We start from the raw sequence: 2,050 nt of genomic DNA, 5'->3' as shown, positions 1-2,050 counted from the left end.
AGGCAGGAATTTACTGATCGGCCTCGGATCATTCTCTAATTCCAGCAGCAATGTTTTTTCACCTTCCAACGTGTTGTAGCCATATTGATGGCGGAAAGAGTCGATTTCCGTAACGTACACCTGGTACATAAACAAAGAATGTTCAAAATTAAAATAAACCGTATCGACATTCTGCACGTTACCGCTTGCTTCTACCTTCTGTAATTGCCATTTACCGAACAACTTGGATTCCGTGTCCTTGCTGCACGAGACGAACAGGATCACACAAAATGCTATCAATATATTTCTAACCATACTCTTTTTTCTGCTTAAATCGGACATCAAAGGAAAGGAAATAATTTCAATTTTGTATATTTGTCACCACTTTATTATGTGTTTTTAATTTTACAGACATTCTATGAGACAAATGAAACAATTTGTAATACTGCTTTCAGCTGTATTAGCTTTTTCTTCCTGCGTACACAAAGTGCAGAAGGAACAACAGGAAAAGAGTATCGTGCATACCAATCCCCTTCCCGTACAGTTTGGTGATCCTTATGTACTGCTGGCTTCGGACGGCATATACTACATGTATGGAACAGGCGGAGGCGCCGTCGACGGCTTCAGTGTGTATTCCTCCCCCGACTTGGTAAACTGGAAAGCCGAAGGACAGGTATTCCGGGGCAATGTTCCGGGATCATGGGGAGTCGCCAACTTCTGGGCGCCGGAGGTGTACGAACGTGGTGGCAAGTTCTATATGCTGTACAGTGCCGACTGGAAAGAAAATCCGACTAACGAATTGGAAAATTTCCGTATCGGAGTGGCCGTTGCAGATAAACCGACAGGACCTTTCAAGGAATTATTCGACAAACCTTTGTTTGATCCGGGCTATCCGGTTATCGACGGGAACCTGATCGACGACGAGGATGGACGGACCTATCTGTATTTTTCCCGTTGTTGCTACAAACATCCGGTGGAAAGCGAAATTGCCGAAAAGGCTAAAAAAGAAGGGAAGTTCGACGAGATAGAGGAAAGCTGGATATATGGCATCGAGGTAAAGCCGGATTTGACAGAAGTGATCGGTGAACCGGTCCTGCTGCTCCGTCCGCCAGTAAAACTGGACGACACGCAATCCGAATGGGAAAGCCGCTCCGTTACTTCCGGTGAGATCAACCGCCGTTGGACGGAAGGTCCTTATACGATGAAAAAAGGCGATACCTACTATATGATGTATTCGGCCAACTATTATAAAGGAAAGAATTATGCTGTCGGCTATGCAACAGCAAAAAGTCCGCTCGGCCCGTTTGTCAAATCGAACGATAATCCTGTGCTACAAAAGAATGTGGAGCAGGGAGGCATCGTTACCGGTACGGGGCATAACAGCGTGACCTGGTCGAAAGACGGCAAGCAGATGTATTGCGTTTATCACGGTTACACTCAGAAAACAGGAAACGAGCGAGTTGTCTTTATCGACAAGATGGGAATCGATGAGAACGGCAAGCTCTATGTGGAAGGACCGAACGCGGAGTAAATTGAAAATTAAAAATTAAGAATTAAAAAATATCATCGACCGTAATTTTTTAATTCTTAATTTTTAATTCTTAATTTACAAAGTTCCCTTTGTACTCGGCAGTTCATACCTGTAGATGTCGCGGCGGATAGCCATCTTGATGGAGCGGGCCAAAGCCTTGAAGATTCCTTCGATCTTATGGTGCTCGTTTGTGCCTTCCGCTTTAATGTTCAGGTTCATGCGGGCGGCATCGCTCAGGCTTTTAAAGAAATGCAAGAACATTTCGGTCGGCATATCCCCTACTTTCTCACGGTGAAAGGCTGCATCCCAGACTAACCAGGGACGTCCGCCGAAATCAAGCGCCACACTGCACAGACAATCGTCCATCGGCAGACAGTAACCGTAGCGTTCGATCCCCCTCTTGTCGCCTAAAGCCTTTAACAAAGCTTCTCCAAGCGCAATAGCCGTATCCTCTATCGTATGATGTTCGTCTACTTCCAGATCTCCTTTCACCCGTACCGTCAAATCGATACCCGAATGTTTTCCGATCTGGTCGAGCAT

General features: G+C 45.6%; 2 protein-coding genes and 1 pseudogene. 1 reads left to right on the top strand and 2 read right to left on the bottom strand.

What is annotated here, in order from left to right:
* Nucleotides 1-294: lipocalin-like domain-containing protein (locus tag BHV83_RS00475; protein WP_286755306.1), on the bottom strand; the 294-nt coding region annotated here is incomplete at its 3' end.
* Between the two features lie 103 nt (nt 295-397).
* Here BHV83_RS00475 and BHV83_RS00470 point away from each other — a divergent pair.
* Nucleotides 398-1,510 (top strand): glycoside hydrolase family 43 protein, encoded by a 1,113-nt coding sequence (locus BHV83_RS00470; protein WP_195483355.1) that lies wholly within the window; start codon nt 398-400, stop codon nt 1,508-1,510.
* A 75-nt stretch (nt 1,511-1,585) separates the two neighbouring features.
* Here BHV83_RS00470 and BHV83_RS00465 read toward each other — a convergent pair.
* Nucleotides 1,586-2,050 (bottom strand): annotated as a pseudogene (locus BHV83_RS00465) (bifunctional histidinol-phosphatase/imidazoleglycerol-phosphate dehydratase); the annotation flags it as partial.

Source organism: Parabacteroides sp. merdae-related_45_40, from assembly GCF_001915675.1.
This window is presented reverse-complemented; position numbering and strand designations above follow the sequence as displayed.